Origin of the sequence: Streptomyces sp. NPDC046860 (assembly GCF_040645115.1) — a bacterium.
Lineage (GTDB): Bacteria > Actinomycetota > Actinomycetes > Streptomycetales > Streptomycetaceae > Streptomyces.
In genome coordinates this window covers 1-16,290 of the sequence record NZ_JBEYXQ010000009.1, presented here as the reverse complement: position 1 = coordinate 16,290, position 16,290 = coordinate 1, and the positions used below count along the sequence as shown (strand labels likewise).

Genomic DNA, 16,290 nt, shown 5'->3' with positions numbered 1-16,290 from the left:
CTAGAACTGCAGGGACTTGGTCTGGAGGTACTCGGCGAGTCCGTGCGCGCCGAGTTCCCGGCCGACCCCGGACTGCTTGTACCCGCCGAAGGGGGCGAGGGGGTTGAAGCGGCCGCCGTTGATGTCGACCTGTCCGGTGCGCATCCGGCGGGCGAACGCGGCCGCCTCCTCGGCGGTCCCGGCCCAGACGGCGCCCGCGAGGCCGTAGACCGTGCCGTCGGCGATGCGCAGCGCGTCCTCCTCGTCCTCGTAGGGGAGCACGCACAGTACGGGGCCGAAGATCTCCTCCTGCGCGATCGTCATACCCGGGGTGACGTCGGCGAAGACGGTGGGGCTGACGAAGTACCCCTTCTGGCGCGGGGTCTCGGCGCCGCCCGCGACCAGCCGGGCGCCCTCGGCGACGCCCCGCTCGATGTGGCCGCGCACCCGGGCGTGCTGCCGGGCGCTGACGACGGGCCCGATGCGGTCGCCGTACTTCGCGGCGGCCTCCGCGGCCAGCCCGACCGCCTCCTCGTACCGGTCGCGGTGGACCAGCATCCGGGTCCAGGCGCTGCACGTCTGGCCGGAGTTGGCCATCACGTTGGCGACGCCGACGGCGACGGCCTTGGCGAGGTCGGCGCTCGGCAGGATGACGTTGGCGGACTTGCCGCCGAGTTCGAGCGCGACCCGTTTCACCCCGGCCCCGGCCGCGGCTCCGATCTCCCGGCCGACCGCGGTGGAGCCGGTGAAGGAGACCATGTCGATGTCGGGATGCCCGGCAAGCGCCCGTCCGGCTTCCGTGCCGAGGCCGGTGACCAGGTTGAACACCCCGGCGGGCAGGCCCGCGTCATGGACGGCCTCGGCGAAGAGCTGGGCGGTGAGCGGGGTGTCCTCGGCGGGCTTGAGCACGATCGCGCAGCCCGCGGCGAGTGCCGGGGCGACCTTGGCGACGATCTGGTGGAGCGGGTAGTTCCAGGGGGTGATCGCGCCGACGACCCCGACGGGCTCGTGCAGGACGGTGGAGTTGCCGACCCGCTCCTCGAAGGGGTGGGCGGCGGCCAGTTCGGCGTAGGAGGCGGCCACGGCGAGCGGCAGGCCGACGTGCACGGCGCGCGCGAACGGGGCGGGGGCGCCGAGTTCGGCGGTGACCGTCTCGGTGAACTCGTCCTCGCGGGCCGCCAGCGCGTCCCGCAGGGCGGCCAGCCGCGCGGCGCGCTCGGCCGGGGGCGTGGCGGCCCAGCCCGGCAGCGCGGCACGCGCGGCCTGGACGGCGGCGTCGACGTCGGCGGCTCCGGCGGCCGGGACGCGTCCGATGACCTGCTCGTCGGCGGGGTCGATCACCTCGACGGCGTGCGTGCCGAGCGCGGGGCGCCAGGCGCCGTCGATGTAGAGACCGTCGTGCGGCTTCATGGTGCTTCCTCCCGGCGTGTGGCGTGCGTTGCGGCCCGGCCAGAAGACTCCCAGGAGCGCGGCGTCTTCGGGGGTGACCGCGCACCAAACTAGCGGTGTTAGTTTTCCGGCGCCAGGGATTCCCCGACGCGTCCCGGGCCGATCCGGACCGGGATCGCGTTGAGGACGGCGTTGCCGGACAGGGGATCGAGGAGGGTGCCGTCGAGAAGCTGGTTGACGTTGACACCGGGTTCGCGTCCGGCGTGGCCGAGGCGGGTGCCGTCGCGGTCGTGGCCCCAGCCGTGCGGGAGGCTCACCACGCCCGGCCGGACGGTGTCGGTGACCTCGGCGGGCGCGGTCACCTCTCCGCCCGCGCCCTTGATCCGCACCGGCTCGCCGTCGCGGACGCCGAACCGCTCGGCGTCCTCGGGGTGCAGGTGCAGGGTGCAGCGGTTGGTGCCGCCGGTCAGGGCGGGCACGTTGTGCAGCCAGCTGTTGTTGGAGCGCAGATGGCGGCGGCCGACGAGGACGAGCCCGACGGGCCGCTCGCGCAGGGCCTCGCGCAGCCGGGGCAGGTCGTCGGCCAGCGGGCCGGGCAGCAGTTCGACCTTGCCGCTGCGCGTCCTCAGCGGCTGGGGCAGTCGGGAGCGCAGCGGGCCGAGGTCGATGCCGTGCGGGTGGTCGAGCAGCCGGGCGAGGGTGAGGCCGTCGGGACGGGCGTCGAAGCCGTCTCCGTAGGGGCCGAGGCGCAGCATCATGTCGAGGCGCCGCTCGGGGCCGTCGACGCCGGTGAGCAGGGCGGCGAGTTCACGCGGGTCGCGGCCGTGGACCGGGGAGGCGGGGTCCTGGACGGCCTTGCCGAGGGTCTGGTCGACGACCATGGAGTCGACGGTGTCCGGGGCGGCCCCGTGCATGCCGCCCGCGGCCAGGACCAGCCGGGCGAGTATCTCGGTCTCGGCCATCCTGCCGGGCTCCAGCGGGACGGCGGGCCGGGTGTAGCGCACCTGGTTGCGGACGGCGAGGGTGTTGAACGCGAAGTCGTGGTGCGGGCTCTGCGCGGGCGGGGGCGGGGGCAGCACGACATGGGCGTGCCGGGAGGTCTCGTTGAGGTAGGGGTCGACACTGACCATGAAGTCCAGGGAGTCCAGGGCCTTGTCGAGCCTGGCGCCGTCCGGCGCGGACAGCACCGGGTTCGCGGCGATCACGATCAGCGCGCGGACGGGTTCGCCCTCGGGGGTGGCGGTGTCGATCTCCTCGGCGAGCGCGGAGAGCGGCAGCTCCCCCTTGGCCTCGGGGAGCCGGCGGACCCGGGAGTGCCAGCGGCCCAGTGCGAAGCCCCTGCCGGGGCCCGCGGGACGGGGGGCGCGGTCGGTGGCGGCCTGGGGGAAGAGGGCGCCACCGGGGCGGTCGAGGTTGCCGGTGAGGATGTTGAGCACGTCGACCAGCCAGCTCGCCAGGGTGCCGTGCGGGACGGTGCAGCTGCCGATGCGGGCGTACACGGCGGCGGTGGGCGCGGCGGCGAGTTCACGAGCGAGGGCGCGGACGGTGTCCGGTTCGACGTCGCAGGCCCCGGAGACGGCCTCGGGGGTGAAGTCCTTGAGGGCCTCGCGGAGTTCCGGCAGTCCGTCGACGTGCGGCGCGAGATCCCCGAGGTCGGCCAGCCCCTCCTCGAAGAGCACGGTGGCCATGGCGGCGAGGAGCAGGGCGTCGGCGCCGGGCCGGATGGCGATGTGGCGGTCGGCGAGGGCGGCGGTGCGGGTGCGGCGCGGGTCCACGACGGTGAGCGTGCCGCCGCGTGCCCTGAGCCGCCTGAGCCGGCCGGGGAAGTCGGGCGCGGTGCACAGACTCCCGTTGGACTCCAGGGGGTTGGCGCCGATCAGCAGCAGGTGGTCGGTGTGGTCGAGGTCGGGTACAGGGATGGCGTTGGCGTCGCCGAACAGCAGGCCGCTGGAGACGTGCTTGGGCATCTGGTCGACGGTGGAGGCGGTGAACAGGGAGCGGGTGCGCACCGCGCCGAGCAGCAGGGCCGGGTACAGGGCGCCGGCCATGGTGTGCACGTTGGGGTTGCCGAGGACCACACCGAGGGCGTCGGCGCCGTACCGCTCCACGACCGGGCGCAGGCCCAGCGCGACGGCGTCGAAGGCCTCTTCCCAACTGGCCTCGCGCAGCTCGCCGTTCTCGCGGACCAGCGGGGTGCGCAGGCGGTCGGGGTCAGCGTCGAGGGCACCGAAGGCAGCGCCCTTGGGGCAGATGAAGCCATTGCTGAACACGTCGTCGCGGTCGCCCCGGGCGCCGGTGACCCGGGTGCCCTCGACGGTGAGGGTCAGCCCGCAGGTGGCCTCGCACAAGGGGCAGATGCGCAGAGCGGTGCGGGACACGGGTCCTCCCGGAGGGTCGGCGGCGCTGCCGGACGGGCACGGGCGTGCCGGCCCAGGCGAGCATACCGACCGGTAGGCATGGTGGGGAGCCCTGTGCGGCCGGTTCAGTCCAGAACGCGGCCCAGATAGGCCCGCAGGAGTTCCCTCGTCTCGTGGATGATCGCCGGATCGCCGTCCGGGTCGCCGCGGAAGGCGAGCTGGACGAGGGTGTCCGCGCTCTCCACGGCGACCAGCAGGACACGGCGCAGGTCGTCGTCGGGGACGCGGCCCAGGTAACCGGCGACGAGTTCGGCGAGCCGGTCGGCGACGCGGGTGTTGGGCGCCGTGCGCCGGGAGCCGACCGGTATCTGGTTGCCGAAGTCCACGAGGGCGAACCCGGGGGCGGTGCGCTTCATGCCGAGGTACTCGTCCAGGACGACGTCCATCGCGGCCCGCCAGTCCCCGGGCGGCGCCTCCTTCAGCCGGGCGGTGACGTGCTCGGCGTAGTGGCGCAGGTTGCGCTGGGCGAGGGCGTCGGCCATCTGCCGTTTGTTGCCGAAGAAGCGGTACACCGAGCCGATGGGCACCGCCGCGCGCTCGGCGACCGCGCGGGTGGTCAGGGCGTCGTAGCCCACCTCGTCCAGGAGGGCCGCGCAGGCGTCGAGGATGCGGGTCAGCCGTTCGGTGCTGCGCCGCTGTACGGGGGTGCGGCGGAGCGATGTCACATGGTGCACGGCCACATGATGCCTGCACACATGGTGGCGGTGAAGGCCGGGAGTCGGGTCCGCCTTCCCGGGAGCCGGGCCCGCTCCCCCGGGCGGCTGGTTGTCGCGCTCCCCCGGGTGAAGGGCGCGCCTGCCTCTTGCGCACACCCACCAGCATTCCTACGGTGCTGCATAGGAATCGGGACGCAAGGGAGCGATCATGACCGGGGACGCGCGGAAGACCGCCGAGGGGCTGACGTACCTGACCGGCTTCGGCAACGAACACGCCTCGGAGGCGGTGCCCGGCGCCCTGCCCGAGGGCCGCAACTCACCGCAGCGCGCGCCGCTCGGCCTGTACGCGGAGCAGCTCAGCGGCACGGCCTTCACCGAGCCCCGGGCGCACAACCGCCGCTCCTGGCTGTACCGCGTCCGCCCGTCGGCCGCGCATCCCGCCTTCACCCGGACCGCCAACGGCTCCCTGCGCACGGCCCCCTTCGCCGACTCGGTGCCTGACCCCAACCGGCTGCGCTGGAGTCCGCTGCCCGAGCCGGAGCCGGGCACCGACTTCCTGGCGGGCCTGTGGACCCTGGGCGGCAACGGGGACGCGACCCAGCGCAGCGGCATGGCGGTGCACCTGTATCACGCCAACTCCTCGATGGACCGGGTCTTCTCGGACGCCGACGGAGAGCTGCTGATCGTGCCGGAGCGGGGCGGACTGCTGCTGCACACCGAGTTCGGGCGACTCCATGTGGAGCCGGCATATGTGGCGCTCGTCCCCCGGGGAGTCCGCTTCCGTGTGGAGCTGCTGGACGACTCGGCACGGGGTTATGTGTGCGAGAACTACGGGGCGCCCTTCCGGCTGCCCGACCTCGGCCCCATCGGCGCCAACGGCCTGGCCAACGCACGTGACTTCCGGGCCCCGGTCGCCGCGTACGAGGACACCGAGGGCCCGGTGGAGGTGGTCAACAAGTTCTGCGGCAACCTCTGGACCGCCACCTACGACCACTCCCCGCTCGACGTGGTCGCCTGGCACGGCAACTATGTGCCGTACACCTATGACCTGCGCCGGTTCAATGTGATCGGCACCATCTCCTACGACCACCCGGACCCGTCTATCTTCACCGTCCTGACCTCCCCCTCGGACACACCGGGACTGGCGGGCGCCGACTTCGTGGTCTTCGCGCCCCGCTGGCTGGTCGGTGAGGACACCTTCCGGCCGCCGTACTTCCACCGGAACGTGATGAGCGAGTACATGGGCCTGATCGAGGGCGCCTACGACGCGAAGGCGGAGGGCTTCGTGCCCGGCGGCGGCTCGCTGCACAACATGATGTCGGCGCACGGCCCGGACCGGGAGACCTTCGACCGGGCGAGCGCGGCCGAGCTGCGCCCGCAGCGGATCGACGACGGGCTGGCGTTCATGTTCGAGACCCGCTGGCCGATCACCCTCACCCCGGACGCCGCCCGCGCGGACCATCTCCAGCAGGGCTACGACGACGTGTGGCGCGGATTCCGCCCGCAGTTCCGCACACCGTGACAACCGCTGTGTGCGACCGCTCCGTTGCGCCGCACGAACCACCACAGGTACGGATAGCCGCGTGACCTCTTTCGCCCCGGACTCGATCGTCCTGAACCGCAAGCTGCCGCTCTGGTACCAGGTGTCGCAGTCGCTGCGCGCCTCCATCCTGGGCCGTTCGGCCGAGGACCCGCTGCGGCTGCCCACCGAGGAACGCCTGGCGGAGCACTACGGGGTGAGCGTGCTGACGATGCGCCAGGCGCTGAAGGAGCTGGAGGACGAGGGGCTGATCAGCAGGCACCGGCGGCGCGGCACGTTCATCGAGCCGGACGCGCGGCGCGGGGCGCCGGTGCGGCTGCTGGGCTCGGTGGACGCGATCGTGGCCCAGCAGTCGGGGATGACGGCCGAGCTGCTGGACCACGCGCGCGTGCCCGTGCCGCCCGCGCTGGCCGAGCACTTCCCCGGCCTGCCCGAGGTGGCCGTCTACCACCGGCTGCGCGGGGACGCCGCGACGGGGGAACCGACCAACCACGCTGTCAACCACGTACGCCCCGAACTGGCCGACCGGATCGACCCGGCGGACCTGGCCCGCTGGCCGATGACGAAGGTGCTGCGGGACGTGGTGGGCGCCGACATCAGCCGGATCACGGACACGGTGGAGGCCCGGCTCGCCGACCCGGAGACCGCCCGCCTGCTGGGCGTGCCGCTGCTGAGCCCGATCCTGCACTACACGGGCGTCACCTACGACTCCGCGGGCCGCGTGCTGGACGTCGCCGTCATCCATTACCGGGGCGACCGCTTCTCCTTCACCGTCACGCTGGAGGCCACCTGAGCCGCGCCCGCGTTCCCGTGCCCCGCCCGGGAGCGAGGACGTAGCATGCCGGGCGTGACGAACGAGGACGCACCGCCCCTGGCGGACCTCATGCCGTGGTCCGTCGCACCGCCGCGGCTGGGCCGTGCCTGGCCGACGGCACCCGACCCGGCGTCCCTGAAGGCCCGTTGGACGGCCCTGCTCGCGGCCGAGGGGGCCGGGCGGTCGGCCCTGTTCGAGCCGACCCGGTCACGTGACATCCGGTCCTCGGTGGCCCAGCTGCCCGGCCGGCGCACCGGGACGGAACGGCTGGCGCGGGCGTCGGGGCCGTGCCCGGAGCCGGTGCGGGTGCTCGCGGCGCCGTTCGACGAGCGGTGGCTGATCCCGGACCAGCGGCTCATCGACGCCGCCCGCCCGGAGCTGTGGCGGGTGGCGGACGAACGACAGGTGTTCCTGGTCGAGGCGGGGGCCGGCGCACATCCCCTGCTGGCGACCTCGCTCCTGCCGACCCTGGCGGGGGGCCGCGTCCGCCCGCTGTACCGGCGTCCCGGCGGCGCCGAACCCAATCTGGCGCCGGGCCTGACGGACCGGCTGGCCGCGCGGCTCGGCTCCCGGCCCACGGAGACGGACGTGCTGGCGTGGGTCCTGGCCGCCGTCCGCGCCGACCTGACCGTCCCGCTCACCGGGGACCCGGAGGTGTGGGCGCGGGGCGTCGCGTCGGGCCGGCGCACGCTGTGGCTGATGCGCCGGGACGGGGAGCGCCCCAAGCTGCCCGGCGGCCGCCGCCCCTACGTCCGCGCGCCGCTGCCCCCGAACCCGCGCGCCCTGCGCTACGACCCGGAGGAGGAGACCCTCCACCTCGACGAGGGCCGCGTCTCCCCCGTCCCGGTCGCGGCCTGGGAGCACGAGGTGGCCGGGGTGCGCACCCTGGAGTCCTGGTTCGCGGCCCGCACGACCCCGGGCACCCCCGGCACACTGGCCGCGATCGGCCCGGCGGCCTGGCCCCAGGGCTGGACCTCGGAGCTGCTGGAGCTGATCACGGTGCTGTCCCTGCTGGCGGAGCCCCGCGAGGCCCTGGACCCGGTGCCGGCCCCGGTCACCGCGGCCTTTCTGCGCGCGGACGGAGTCCTCCCGCCGGCGCCCCGCACCCGCCGCCCCGCCTCGGTCCTGGACCACCAGGAGGAGGGCCCTGAGGGGCAGTTCGCCCTGCTCTGACGGGGGAACCGGTGACAGCCGGGGCCCGGCGGGAGATCATCGCGGGATGGATCTGCTGCCGCCGCCCCTGGAGGGCGTGACCGTCGTCGCCGTGGAACAGGCCGTGTCCGCCCCCTTCGCCACCCGTCAACTGGCCGATCTGGGCGCACGGGTGATCAAGGTGGAGCGGGTCGACGGCGGTGACTTCGCGCGCGGCTACGACACCGCCGCCGGGGGTCTCGCCTCGCACTTCGTGTGGTGCAACCGGGGCAAGGAGTCCATCGCTCTGGACCTGAAGGACCCGCGCGGCCTGGACGTCGTACGGCGGCTGATCGCGGACGCGGACGTGTTCGTGCAGAACCTGGCGCACGGCGCGGCGGCCCGGCTCGGCCTGGACGCGGCGACCCTGTGCGCGGCGGACCCGAGGCTGGTCGCCGTGGACATCTCGGGTTACGGCGGCTCGGGCCCGTACGCGGACAAGCGGGCGTACGACATGCTCGTGCAGTGCGAGGCGGGGCTGGTGTCGGTCACCGGCACCTCGGAGCGGCCGGTGAAGGCGGGCATCCCGGCGGCGGACATCGCGGCGGCCATGTACGCCTTCTCCGGGGTGCTGGCCGCGCTGGTGCGGCGCGGCACGACCGGGCGGGGCGGTCCGGTGGAGGTGTCGATGCTGGAGGCGCTGGCCGAGTGGATGGGCCATCCGCTGCACCACACGATGCACGGGGGCGAACCCCCCGCGCGCACCGGCCTCGCGCACGCCGTGATCGTGCCCTACGACGCCTACCCGACGGCGGACGGCGGCCGGGTGCTGCTGTCGGTGCAGAACGACCGGGAGTGGCGCCGGCTCGCCGAACAGGTGCTGGACGAACCGCGGTTGGCGGACGACCCGGCGTACGCGACCAACGCGGCGCGGGTGGCGGGGCGGGAGCGCACCGACGCCCTGGTCGCGGGGGTGCTCGGAAAACTGGGGACGGACGAGGCGCTGGCGCGGCTGGAGGCGGCGGGGATCGCGTGCGCACGCATCAGGGACCTGACCGAACTCGCGGAGCATCCCCAGCTGGCGGCACGGCAGCGGTGGCGGCGGGTGGGTTCGCCGGTCGGACCGTTGCGCGCGCTGCTGCCGCCCATCACCCTGCCGGGCGGCGAGGAGACGCGACCGGGGGACGTGCCCGCGCTCGGCCGGCACACCGACGCGCTGCTCCGTGCCGTGGGGATGACGGACGAGGAGATCGTGGCGCTGCGCCGGGACGGTGTGGCGGCCTGAGCGTGACGTGCGTACGGGCCCTCGGGTGACGCCGGTTCACTCGGGCCGAGCCGGAACCGGGCGGAACTCCGGGGAGTCCGCGCACCCGGTGCGGCTCAGTGGTTGCCGAAGAGGGACCGGCGAAGCCGGCGCAGGGGTGCGAAGAGGGAGACCCGGCTGACGCGGACACGCCGGTCGCTGCGCTGGCGCACGGTGTCCCGCGCGGTCAGTTCACGCATCAGCGACGTCGCCTCGACCGTCTCCCGCTGCGGTATGGCGGGTCCGCCCAGCACCGCGAGGTGGCGGTCCAGACGCCTGCTGGTCGCACCGCTGCCGCAGGTGATCGCAGGGACCCGGGCCCTGCCGCGCGCTGTTATCTGCTCCATGTCACTCCCCACCCGTACAAAATCCACCCGGCCCACGGGCAGAGTAACCCTATCGTCCCGATAGGGCATGCGTGTTCTCGGCCACGGGATTCACCTTCCCCACAAGGAGGTTGATCATCCCTATTTGACTACTCTCCGAATCCGATTGATTTCAGGGTGAGTTGGACAACTGGCTGGCCAGTGGGGTGCGTCGAGCCGCCGTTCGGCTCCACGGTCACGGCGAGTGACGTGGCGGACTTGTCGAGGCCCTTGGTGACCAAGGGCGTGTCGCGGCCCAGAAGCCCGAGGGAGCGGGGTTGTGCGCCGGGGCGCATGAGCCAGAGCTGATGCACCCGGCCACCGGAAGGGGTGCCGTATCCGCTCAGGGTGACGACGGCGCGGCCCTCGGACGGCGAGGCGATCACAGCGAGCGCGCGTCCCCGCGCGTCCGTCCCGGCCGTGGCGCGGGCGTCGGGAGCGGCCAGAACGTGGGCGATGTCACGTGACCGCGCCCGCTCGGCGGCGAGCCGGTCCGCGGTGCGGTGGGCCTGGACCGCGAAGAGCGAGGCGACGACCAGGGCGGCCGCGGCGGTCACGGTGGCGAACGGCACGAACAGCGGGCGCCGCCCGGCCCGGCGGCTGCGGGCGGGCGGCGGCTGGACCCCCCAGACGTGCGGCGGGAGTTGGGCCGCGCGCTCCCGGCCGGCGGGGCGGGGCGCCGGCTCCTGGGGCGTGGTGCGTACGGCGGCCAGCACGCGGTCGCGCAACGCTGGCGGGGCCGGTACGGCGGTGGACCAGGCCAGCCGGACGGCGTCCTCGGACAGTTCGCGGACCTCGGCCGTGCAGCGGCCGCAGCCCGCGAGGTGTTTGTCGAAGCGGCGCCGCTCGCCGGGTTCGAGGGCGTTCAGCGCGTAGGGGGCGGCCATCGAGTGCGGGTCCTCGCGGCGGGTCAGCCGGGCGATGAGGCTCACGCGGCACCTCCCAGGCAGCCGCGCAGCCGGGTCAGGCCGTCCCGCATGCGGGTCTTGACGGTGCCCAGCGGCAGGGACAGCCGTTCGGCGACCTCGCGGTAGGTGTAGCCGTCGTAGTAGGCGAGGGTGACGGACTGGCGCTGAAGGTCGGTCAGCCGTCTCAGACAGCGCCGCACCCACTCGCGTTCGAGTCCGGCCTCGACTTCTTCGGTGACCTGGTCGAAGGCGGGTTCCCCGGAGCGCAGGGCCTCGCGCTGCTCGCGTTCGCCGGCCGCGCGGGCGCTGCGCACCCGGTCGACGGCGCGGCGGTGGGCCAGGGTGAGTATCCAGGACAGGGCGCTGCCCCGCGCGGGGTCGAACCGGGCGGCGGAGCGCCACAGTTCGAGCAGCACCTCCTGGACGACCTCCTCGGACTGGGCGGGGTCGCGCACGACCCGCCTGACCAGCCCGAACACCGGGCCGGACACCATCGCGTACAACTCCTCGAACGCCTGGTGATCGCCGCCCGCCACCCGTACCAGCAGTGTCTCCGCCCCCTCGCCCCGGCCGTGGCCGCACCCGGCCCTGCCTGTGACCCCTCGCATCCGCACGAACGCACACCTCCCGCGATTGATACGGATCGGAGAGGCGGAAACGCGGGTCGGAAAACGGAAAAAGAAAGTTCCTCCCCGGCCAATCCGCGGCGGCCGATCGCTCCGTATATCCGTCCGTCAAGGCAAGTCGCACCCAAGGACGGACGGCATGACTCTCTTCGCCAGAAGCGGCACGGCACGCAAGGGGCTGGTCCCGCTCATCTGCGGCGCGCTGGCCGCCGGTGGGCTCGCGGCCGCCGGTGTCGCCACGCTGGAGCCGGGGGTGGCCGCCGCCTCCTCCCACCGGGAGGCCCCGCTGATCTCGGGCACCCCGCAGTACGACAACACCGACCTGTACGCGTTCGTCAGCCCCGACAAGCCGGACACGACGACGATCGTGGCCGACTGGATACCGTTCGAGGAGCCGGCGGGCGGCCCGAACTTCTACACCTTCGCCGACGACGCGCAGTACGACCTGCACATCGACAGCGACGGCGACGCCCGGGACGACCTCCTCTTCCGCTACACCTTCAAGACGCGGACGAAGAACGGGAAGACGTTCCTCTACAACACCGGGCCCGTCACCAGCCTGGACGACCCCGACCTCAACATCACCCAGACCTACGACCTGGAACTGGTCCGCATGAAGGGCGGCCACGCGATGTCCAGGACGAAGGTGGCCGACGACGTGCCGGTCGCGCCCTCCAACGTGGGCAAGGCGTCCATGCCGGACTACGGCAAGCTCCGCTCCCAGGCGGTGTACAAGACCGCGGGCGGCGCCGCGACCTTCGCGGGCCAGGCGGACGACCCGTTCTTCCTGGACCTGCGCGTCTTCGACCTGCTGTACGGGGGCAACCTCAGCGAGGTCGGCCGGGACACCCTCAAGGGCTACAACGTCAACAGCATCGCCCTGCAGGTCCCCAACGACCTGATCCGGCAGTCGGCCGACCAGCCGGTCGTCGGCATCTGGACCACCACCCAGCGCCGCAACGCGCAGGGCTACTACAGCCAGGTCTCCCGCCTGGGCAACCCGCTGGTCAACGAGGTCGTCAACCCGCAGGCGGACAAGGACCGGTTCAACGCCTCCCAGCCCTCGCACGACGCCCAGTTCCTGAAGAACGTCACCAACCCCGAGCTGCCCAAGCTCATCGAGGGCATCTACAAGATCGACGCCCCGGCCGAGCCGCGCAACGACCTGGTCGACGTCTTCCTCAAGGGCGTCAAGGGGCTCAACCAGCCCCCGAACGTGCGCCCTTCGGAGCAGCTGCGGCTGAACACCTCGATCAAGCCGGCCATGCACCCCAAGCGCCTCGGCGTCCTGGACGGCGACAACGCGGGCTTCCCCAACGGCCGCCGGCTCACCGACGACGTGATCGACGAGGCCCTCCAGGTGGTCGAGGGCGAGCTGCTGGGCGCCAAGAACGACCTGGGCGACGCGGTCGACGCCAACGACAAGAAGTTCGAGAAGTCGTTCCCCTACGTGGCCCAGCCCACGGCGGGTTCGCGCGGTGCGCTGGCCAAGGGCACGACGGCGGGCGCCGATGTGAAGAGCCAGCTCGGTGACGCGCTGAGCCCGGCCTCGGCGACCGGCGGCACGGACAACACCGTGCTGGTCGCGGGCTCGGCGGCCGCGGGCGCGGCCGGAGTCCTGCTGCTCGCCACCGTCGTCGGCTGGTGGCGCCGCCGGATGCGGCGCGCGTACTGACGCGAGCCCGCTCAGAGACGACCGGCACGGCCCGTACCCCTTCCCCCACGGCGGGCCGCGCCGGTCCCTTCCGGACCATCATCAGGCGAGCTAGGAGAGGGCATGGGCCCGCGTAGGAATGACGCCTCGGACACGAACGGTGCCGAGGAGACCGGCGAGACCGGCATCGCTTCGGCCGGGACCGGCGGCGCTTCGGCCGGGACCGGCGGCGCTTCGGCCGGGACCGGCGAGAAGGCGGCCGCGGGCACGAGCGGGCGCCGGACGGCCCGGCGGGTGTGTTCGGCGGCCCTGCTGGCCGTCGCGCTGACCGGCGGTGCGGTCGCCCTCGGGGCCGCGCGGGGCGGCGGTCAGGTCGCTCCGGCCGCCGCCTCCGCCGCCGCCATGGACCCCGGCGCGCTGGCGGGCGGCGACCCGGACGCGGCCGTCACCGCGCTCCAGACCCACCTGCGCGCGCAGCCGAAGGACCACGACGGCTGGGCCACGCTCGGCCTCGCCTACGTGGAACAGGCCCGCACCAAGGGCGACCCGGCCCGCTACCCGCAGGCCGCGGCCGCCCTGAAGCGCTCGCTGACGCTCGCCCCCGGCAACGACAAGGCGCTGGCCGGCCGGGCCGCCCTGGCCGCCGCCCGCCACGACTTCACCGGCGCCCTCGCCGACGCGGACCGGGTGCTGAAGCACAACCCCTACGACGAACGCGCCCTGTGCTCCCGCATCGACGCCCTGGTCGAACTCGGCCGGTACGCCGAGGCGGCGCGGGCCGCCGACACCGCCGACGCGCGCAGGCCGGGCACCCCCGTCTTCACCCGGTACGCCTACGTCCACGAGCTGCGCGGCGACGTCACCACGGCCCGCCGCGTCCTCGAGCAGGCACTGTCCGGCGCGACCTCCCCCGGAGACATCGCCTACGTGGCCACCCAGCTCGGCCAACTCGCCTGGAACCAGGGCGACTACAAGACCGCCCTCACCCAGTACGCCCGCGCCCTGGCGGCCGACGACACCTACCTCCCCGCGCTGGAGGGCCGGGCCCGCGCCCAGGCGGCGAGCGGGCAGCGGGCGGCGGCCGTGAAGGGGCTGGAGGACGTGGTCGCCCGCGCCCCGCTGCCCGGCCCGCTGGTCGCGCTCGGCGAGCTGTACGAGGCGCGCGGCGACGCCGGTGACCGGGAGCAGGCGCGCCGGCAGTACACGCTGGTCCAGGCGTGGACCGCGCTCGCCCGCGCCAACGGCGTCGACGTCGATCTCGACACCGCGCTGGCCGCCGCCGACCACGGCGACAAGGCCGCCGCCCTGCGCGCGGCCCGCGCCGAGTGGGAACGCAGGCACACCGTCCACACGGCCGACGCCCTGGCCTGGGCGCTGCACGTCAACGGCCACGACACCGAGGCCCTGGCACACGCCCGCGAGGCCACCGCCACCGGGTACCGCAACGCGTCCTTCCTCTACCACCGGGGCGTCGTCGAACTCGCCACCGGCCACGCGAAGGAGGGCCGGGCCTCGCTGGCGGCGGCGCTGAAGCTGAACCCCGGCTTCTCCCCGCTCGGCGCCGCCGAGGCCCGCAAGGCACTGGAGGCGGCCAAGTGAGGCTCCGCCGCGCCCTCGCCGTCCTCGCCGGCGCCTGTGCCGTCCTGCTCGGCTCCGCACCGGTGGCGGACGCGCATCCGCTGGGCAACTTCACCGTCAACCGGTACGACGGCCTGGTCGCCGCTCCCGGACAGCTCCGGGTCACCCATGTCGAGGACCTGGCGGAGATCCCGGCGACGCAGGCCGAGCCGGACCTGAAACGGCTCGGCACCGCCCGGTGGGCCGGGCTGCGCTGCGCGGAGGCGGCGCGCGGCAGCGAACTCACCGTGGACGGACGCCGCGTCACCCTCACGGTCACCGCCGCGCGGGCCATACGCCGGCCCGGTCAGGCCGGGCTCGACACGCTGCGCCTGGAGTGCGCGGAGTCGGCCCCGCTGCCGAGGGGCTCGACGCTGAGCCTCGGCTTCCGGGGCGCGGACCGGTCCTCCGGACCGGGGTGGCGGGAGATCACCGCGCGCGGCGACCGCATGACGCTCAGCCGCTCCGACGTGCCGGCGAAGTCCGTCTCCCACGAACTCACCTCCTACCCGGCGGACCTGCTGTCCTCGCCCGCGGACACCTCGGCCGCCCGGCTCACGCTCCGGCCCGGCGGAACCCCGCTGACCCCCGAGCGGGACGCGCCGGGCGCCTCGGTGCTGCCGCGCGGCGCCGACCGCTGGACCCAGGCCCTGAACGACCTGGTCGCCCGGCGCGACCTGACCGTCGGCTTCGCCGCGCTCGCGCTGCTCATCGCGGTCGCCCTCGGCGCGGCCCACGCCCTGGCGCCCGGACACGGCAAGACCCTGATGGCGGCGGCGGCCGCGGCACGCGGCGGCCGGGCCAGGATGCGGGACGTGCTGCCGCTGGCGGCCTCGGTCACCGTCACCCACACCCTGGGCGTGATCGCCCTCGGGCTGCTCGTGACGGCGGGGTCCGCCGCCACTCCCTCGGTGGTCGCCTGGCTGGGCGTGGCCAGCGGCGCACTGGTCCTCGGCGCGGGCGCGAACCTCGTACGCCGGGCCTGGCGGACACGGGCGGCCGAGGCGAGCCACACTCACACGCACGTCCCGCCGTCCGGCACCGTGCCCGCCGAAGAGGCGGCGCCGGTGCGGGCGTTGGCGCTGGTGGGCGGAGGACATGGCGAGTCGGACCATGGGGCGGGCGGACATGGGGTGGACGCACATGGGCCGCGCCCACATGGCGACGCCTCACATGTGGCCCACGACCACCCGCATGACCACCCGCACGGCCATGCCCACCACCCCACACACGATCACGCGCATGCCCACGACCATGCCCACTCCCATGACCACTCCCACGGGCGCGACCACGACGACGCCCACCCACACCCACACACCCACCCCCACCAACACTCACACCCCCACACCCTCGTCCACACCCACGGCGGCCACACCCACTCCCACCCCGTCGCCCCCACCCTGAGGGGCACGATCCTGCTCGGCTTCGCGGGCGGGCTCGTACCGAGTCCCTCCGCCGTCGTCGTGCTGGTCGGCGCGGCGGCGCTCGGGCAGGCGTGGTTCGGGCTGCTGCTGGTCGTCGCGTACGGCGCCGGGCTGGCGCTGACGCTGACGGCGGCCGGCTTCGCCGTGGTCCGGCTCGGCTCGCTGGCCGGGCGGCTGCTGGACCGGCACCCGGCGCGCCGCGCCCACCCGGCGACCGCGCTGCTGCGCCGCACGATCCCGCTGGCCTCGGCGCTGGCGGTGCTGCTCCTGGGCGCCGGATTGATGCTCAAGGGGGTCGCAACCGCCCTCGGCTGAGCTACTTTGGCTAGGTCGTGTCCGCAAAGTGGCGTCGTCTGCCCGGAGGGCAGGGCTCGCGGCGTCTGGTGCGTGCGATCGCAAGGCGGAGGGTCGCCCTCGTACTGGATGTACGAGGGCGATCCCGACAACGCGGCGAGCGTGCGTGCCAG

The 16,290-nt window shown here is 74.2% G+C and carries 13 protein-coding genes; 7 read left to right on the top strand and 6 right to left on the bottom strand.

The annotated features are described in order from the left end of the window. The 3 genes from ABZ898_RS15105 to ABZ898_RS15095 all read right to left on the bottom strand — a co-directional run bounded on the left by ABZ898_RS15105 (nucleotide 1) and on the right by ABZ898_RS15095 (nucleotide 4,465). The gene (locus ABZ898_RS15105; RefSeq protein WP_361657794.1) at nucleotides 1–1,389 is read right to left on the bottom strand and encodes an aldehyde dehydrogenase family protein; all 1,389 of its coding nucleotides are present in this window, start codon (nucleotides 1,387–1,389) and stop codon (nucleotides 1–3) included. Between the two features lie 98 nt (nucleotides 1,390–1,487). Next, nucleotides 1,488–3,746 (bottom strand): molybdopterin oxidoreductase family protein, encoded by a 2,259-nt coding sequence (locus ABZ898_RS15100; protein ID WP_361657791.1) that lies wholly within the window; start codon nucleotides 3,744–3,746, stop codon nucleotides 1,488–1,490. 104 nt (nucleotides 3,747–3,850) lie between these two features. After that, complete coding sequence (locus tag ABZ898_RS15095) at nucleotides 3,851–4,465, bottom strand: TetR/AcrR family transcriptional regulator (RefSeq protein ID WP_361657788.1); 615 nt, start codon at nucleotides 4,463–4,465, stop codon at nucleotides 3,851–3,853. Between the two features lie 184 nt (nucleotides 4,466–4,649). On the opposite strand from ABZ898_RS15095, the gene hmgA reads away from it, so the two are divergent. From hmgA to ABZ898_RS15075, 4 genes are all read left to right on the top strand, one after another. Next, the gene (gene hmgA / locus ABZ898_RS15090) at nucleotides 4,650–5,963 is read left to right on the top strand and encodes a homogentisate 1,2-dioxygenase (protein WP_361657785.1); all 1,314 of its coding nucleotides are present in this window, start codon (nucleotides 4,650–4,652) and stop codon (nucleotides 5,961–5,963) included. Nucleotides 5,964–6,024: 61 nt separating this feature from the next. Next, nucleotides 6,025–6,774 carry a GntR family transcriptional regulator gene (locus tag ABZ898_RS15085; RefSeq protein ID WP_361657782.1) on the top strand — a complete coding sequence of 250 codons (750 nt, stop codon included), beginning with the start codon at nucleotides 6,025–6,027 and terminating at the stop codon, nucleotides 6,772–6,774. 45 nt (nucleotides 6,775–6,819) lie between these two features. Then, the gene (locus tag ABZ898_RS15080; RefSeq protein WP_361657780.1) at nucleotides 6,820–7,968 is read left to right on the top strand and encodes a type ISP restriction/modification enzyme; all 1,149 of its coding nucleotides are present in this window, start codon (nucleotides 6,820–6,822) and stop codon (nucleotides 7,966–7,968) included. A gap of 46 nt (nucleotides 7,969–8,014) precedes the next feature. Then, nucleotides 8,015–9,211, top strand: coding sequence for a CaiB/BaiF CoA-transferase family protein (locus ABZ898_RS15075; RefSeq protein WP_361657777.1), 1,197 nt, complete (start codon nucleotides 8,015–8,017; stop codon nucleotides 9,209–9,211). A gap of 95 nt (nucleotides 9,212–9,306) precedes the next feature. On the opposite strand, the gene ABZ898_RS15070 is transcribed toward ABZ898_RS15075, so the two are convergent. The 3 genes from ABZ898_RS15070 to ABZ898_RS15060 all read right to left on the bottom strand — a co-directional run bounded on the left by ABZ898_RS15070 (nucleotide 9,307) and on the right by ABZ898_RS15060 (nucleotide 11,110). Next, nucleotides 9,307–9,576, bottom strand: coding sequence for a hypothetical protein (locus ABZ898_RS15070; RefSeq protein ID WP_361657774.1), 270 nt, complete (start codon nucleotides 9,574–9,576; stop codon nucleotides 9,307–9,309). A gap of 128 nt (nucleotides 9,577–9,704) precedes the next feature. Further along, nucleotides 9,705–10,526 (bottom strand): anti-sigma factor, encoded by an 822-nt coding sequence (locus ABZ898_RS15065; RefSeq protein ID WP_361657771.1) that lies wholly within the window; start codon nucleotides 10,524–10,526, stop codon nucleotides 9,705–9,707. Further along, nucleotides 10,523–11,110 (bottom strand): sigma-70 family RNA polymerase sigma factor, encoded by a 588-nt coding sequence (locus ABZ898_RS15060; RefSeq protein WP_361657769.1) that lies wholly within the window; start codon nucleotides 11,108–11,110, stop codon nucleotides 10,523–10,525. The genes ABZ898_RS15065 and ABZ898_RS15060 overlap by 4 nt, the downstream gene beginning before the upstream one ends. A 157-nt stretch (nucleotides 11,111–11,267) precedes the next feature. Between ABZ898_RS15060 and ABZ898_RS15055 the strand changes: the two genes are divergently transcribed. From ABZ898_RS15055 to ABZ898_RS15045, 3 genes are all read left to right on the top strand, one after another. Then, the gene (locus ABZ898_RS15055) at nucleotides 11,268–12,803 is read left to right on the top strand and encodes a DUF4331 domain-containing protein (RefSeq protein WP_361657766.1); all 1,536 of its coding nucleotides are present in this window, start codon (nucleotides 11,268–11,270) and stop codon (nucleotides 12,801–12,803) included. A gap of 102 nt (nucleotides 12,804–12,905) precedes the next feature. Continuing rightward, on the top strand, nucleotides 12,906–14,381 hold the full coding sequence (locus tag ABZ898_RS15050; RefSeq protein ID WP_361657763.1) for a tetratricopeptide repeat protein: 1,476 nt from the start codon (nucleotides 12,906–12,908) through the stop codon (nucleotides 14,379–14,381). Beyond that, on the top strand, nucleotides 14,378–16,138 hold the full coding sequence (locus ABZ898_RS15045; RefSeq protein ID WP_361657761.1) for a nickel transporter: 1,761 nt from the start codon (nucleotides 14,378–14,380) through the stop codon (nucleotides 16,136–16,138). The genes ABZ898_RS15050 and ABZ898_RS15045 overlap by 4 nt, the downstream gene beginning before the upstream one ends. Nucleotides 16,139–16,290 lie beyond the last annotated feature (152 nt).